The 3,644-nt window shown below is 70.1% G+C and carries 2 protein-coding genes; both read right to left on the bottom strand.

Features of this window, described 5'->3' with window-relative positions; translation table 11 throughout:
- The coding region (gene purL / locus AACZ35_RS13215; protein ID WP_339830057.1) for a phosphoribosylformylglycinamidine synthase at positions 1-3,151 on the bottom strand (3,151 nt) is incomplete at its 3' end.
- A gap of 74 nt (positions 3,152-3,225) precedes the next feature.
- A partial coding sequence (locus AACZ35_RS13210) for a thioredoxin fold domain-containing protein (RefSeq protein WP_339830055.1) occupies positions 3,226-3,644 on the bottom strand: 419 nt, incomplete at its 5' end.

Genomic DNA, 3,644 nt, shown 5'->3' with positions numbered 1-3,644 from the left:
CCGCCATTTCCACCTGGCCGTTGACGCCCTGCTCGCGCAGCACGGCGATCTTCGGGCGCACGCCGGTGTGGATGTAGGGCGCGGCGATGTCCTGGGCCATGTCGAAACTGAGCACCGGCGACAGGCCCGGGTCGGCGAAGTCCAGGCGCGCGGCGCGTTCGCCGTCGGCACCGGCCGGGTCGTCGCGCAGCGCCTGGATGGCGTGCGTCACCGACCACCAGGCGCCGAACAGCTGCTGCCAGCCCCATTCGGCCAGCAGTTCGCGGCCCTGGTTCACGCGCACCACCGGCGCCGTGGTCGGCTTGCCGATGCGCTGGGCGCAGTGGGTCAGGTCGTGGCGGTTCACCAGGTCGGCGAATGCGACGCGGTCTTCGGAAGCGATCTGCACCACCGCGCCCAGTTCTTCGTTGAACAGCGCGGCGAAAGCGTCGTCGCCCCAGCCTTCGAGGTTCAGCTCCAGGCCGCAGTGGCCGGCGAAGGCCATTTCGCACAGCGCCGCGAAGGCGCCGCCGTCGGAACGGTCGTGGTAGGCCAGCAGCAGGTCGTCGGCACGCGCGGCTTGGATCAGTTCGAAGAAGGCGCGCAGGCGGCCGGGTTCGTCCAGGTCCGGGCAGGCGCCGCCGAAGGCGCCGTGCACCTGGGCCAGGATCGAGCCGCCCATGCGCCGCTGGCCGGCACCCAGGCCGATCAGCCAGATTTCCGAATCGGCGCTGCGGTCGAGCACCGGCAGCAGCTGCCGGCGTGCGTCGGCGACGCGGGCGAAGGCACTGACCACCAGCGACACCGGCGAGACAACCTTCTGCGGGCCTTCGTCGGCCTGCCACTGCGCCTGCATCGACAGCGAGTCCTTGCCGACCGGAATCGACAGGTCGAGCTCGGGGCACAGTTCCATGCCCACGGCCTTGACGGCGTCGAACAGCGCCGCGTCTTCGCCAGGGAAGGAAGCGGCCGCCATCCAGTTGGCCGACAGTTTCACTTCCTCGAGCGAAGCGACCGGCGCCGCGGCGAGGTTGGTGATGGCTTCGCCCACGGCCATGCGCGCCGAAGCGGCGGCATCGATCAGGGCCAGCGGGGTGCGTTCGCCCACGGCCATGGCTTCGCCGGCGACGCCGTTGAAGTCGGTCAGGGTGATGGCGACGTCGGCCAGCGGCAGCTGCCAGGGGCCGACCATCTGGTCGCGCGAACACAGGCCGCCGACGCTGCGGTCGCCGATGGTGACCAGGAAGTTCTTGGACGCCACCGTCGGGTGCGCCAGCACGCGCAGGCCGGCTTCGTGCAGGTCGAGCCTGGCGCTGTCCAGGCGCGGCCAGCGCGGGGCCGGCTCACGCTGGGTGTCGCGAAGCATCTTGGGCGAATTGCCGAACAGCACGTCCATCGGCAGGTCGATCGGCGTGCTGTCGTCGGGCGCGCGCAGCACCAGGCGCTCTTCGGCGGTGGCATGGCCAACGACCGCGAACACGGCGCGCTCGCGCCGGCAGATGGCCTCGAAATCGGCCACGCGGTCGGCGGCGACGCCGAGCACGTAACGCTCCTGCGCTTCGTTCGACCACAGCTGCATCGGCGACAGCGAAGGATCGTCGCTGGGGATCTTCGCCATCTCGATGACGCCGCCGACGTTGGAGTCGTGCAGCAGTTCGGGAATGGCGTTGGACAGGCCGCCGGCGCCGACGTCGTGCGCGGTAAGGATGGGGTTGCGTTCGCCCTGGGCGAAACAGCGGTCGATCACTTCCTGGCAGCGACGCTGCATCTCGGGGTTGTCGCGCTGCACCGAAGCGAAATCGAGGTCTTCCGAACTCTGGCCCGAGGCTACCGACGAGGCGGCGCCGCCACCCAGGCCGATAAGCATCGCCGGGCCGCCCAGCACCACCACCGCGTCACCCGGGCGCAGGCCCAGCTTGGTGACCTGCGAAGGATCGATGGCGCCCAGGCCGCCGGCCAGCATGATCGGCTTGTCGTAGGCACGCACCAGGCCGGGCTGGTCGGTGGCCTGCTCGAAGCTGCGGAAATAACCGGCCAGCGCCGGGCGGCCGAATTCGTTGTTGAACGCGGCGGCGCCGATCGGGCCGTCGGTCATGATTTCCAGCGCCGTGGCCATGCGCGGGTTGAGCGGGCGATCGCTTTCCCAGGGCTGGGGCAGCGACGGGATGCGCAGGTGCGAGACCGAAAAACCGGTGAGGCCGGCCTTGGGCTTGCCGCCGCGGCCGGTGGCACCCTCGTCGCGGATTTCGCCGCCGGCGCCGGTGGCGGCGCCCGGGAACGGCGAGATGGCCGTGGGGTGGTTGTGGGTTTCGACCTTGATGGCGAAGGCCGAATCCATCGGCGCGCTGTGGCCGTATTCGCCGGTGCCGGCTTCGGCGCGGAAGCGCGCGCCCGGATGGCCCTGCACCACCGCGGCGTTGTCGCTGTAGGCGGTGAGCGTGAGCTGCGGGCTGCGCGCGTGGGTGTTCTTGATCATGCGGAACAGCGAGTGCGTTTGCTGTTCGCCGTCGATGATCCAGTCGGCGTTGAAAATCTTATGGCGGCAGTGTTCGGAGTTGGCCTGCGCGAACATCATCAGTTCGGCGTCGGACGGGTCGCGGCCAAGGTCGCCGTAGCGGCGCTGCAGGTAGGCGATTTCGTCGTCCGACAGGGCCAGGCCCAGACGCTGGTTGGCGGCCTCGAGCTGGTCGAGCGCGATACGTTCGACCTGGCCGGGCTGGCCGGCCACGAACAGCGCCGAAGCGTCTTCGCGGGCGCCCAGCAGGGACTGGGTCATCGGGTCGTGCAGGATGCGCGCCAGCTTCGGCCAGCGCGGGTCGTCGGCGCCGGGCAGGCCGTCGAGGTCGAGGCGGGTGCCGCGTTCGACACGCTTCACCGACAGGCCGGCGCCGCGCAGGATTTCGGTGGCCTTGCTGGCCCAGGGCGACATCGTGCCCAGGCGCGGCACCACGAAGCGCGGGCTGGCGCCGGGCGCGGGCTCTTCGAAGGACACGCAGCCTTCAAGGATGCGGCCCAGCGCGGCGGTGTCCGGGCTGGCGCCGGACTCGGGTTCGATGAAGTAGACGAACCAGGCACCGGTAAGCCGGAGCCCCGGCACGAGCTGCTGCAGGCGGGCTTGGAGACGTTCGTGCCGGAAAGGCGACAGGGCCGGCAGGCCCTCGAGGACGATCATGTCCGCACAGATCCCTGGGGAAGCGAGCCGCCTATTGTAAACCAAGGCCGGGCCCGGGGCCCGGCCTGTGGGGCTCATTCAGCCGATTTGGCGGCGATTTCGTCCAGACGGGCCAGCATTTCGGCCGGCGGCACGTAGCCGCCCAGCTGGGTGCCGTTGTCCGAATAGATGGCCGGGGTGCCGTCCAGGCCGATCCGGCGGCCCAGGTCGAAGTCGCGGGTGACCGGACTGGTGCAGTTGCCCTCGGGCAGGTCCTTGCCGGCCTTGGCCTCGGTCAGGGCCTTGCGGCGGTCGGGCGCGCACCAGACGTTGACGGCCTTCTGGAAGGACTCCGAACCGATGCCCGCGCGCGGGTAGAACAGGTAGTTCACGGTGATGCCCAGGCGGTTGTACTCGGCGATTTCGCTGTGCATGCGCCGGCAGTAGCCGCAGTCGATGTCGGTGAACACGGTGACTTCGTACTTGGGATTGGCCGCGGCGAAGGTGATGCCGG

It is taken from the genome of uncultured Arenimonas sp. (assembly GCF_963976025.1).
GTDB lineage: Bacteria > Pseudomonadota > Gammaproteobacteria > Xanthomonadales > Xanthomonadaceae > Arenimonas.
This window is presented reverse-complemented; position numbering and strand designations above follow the sequence as displayed.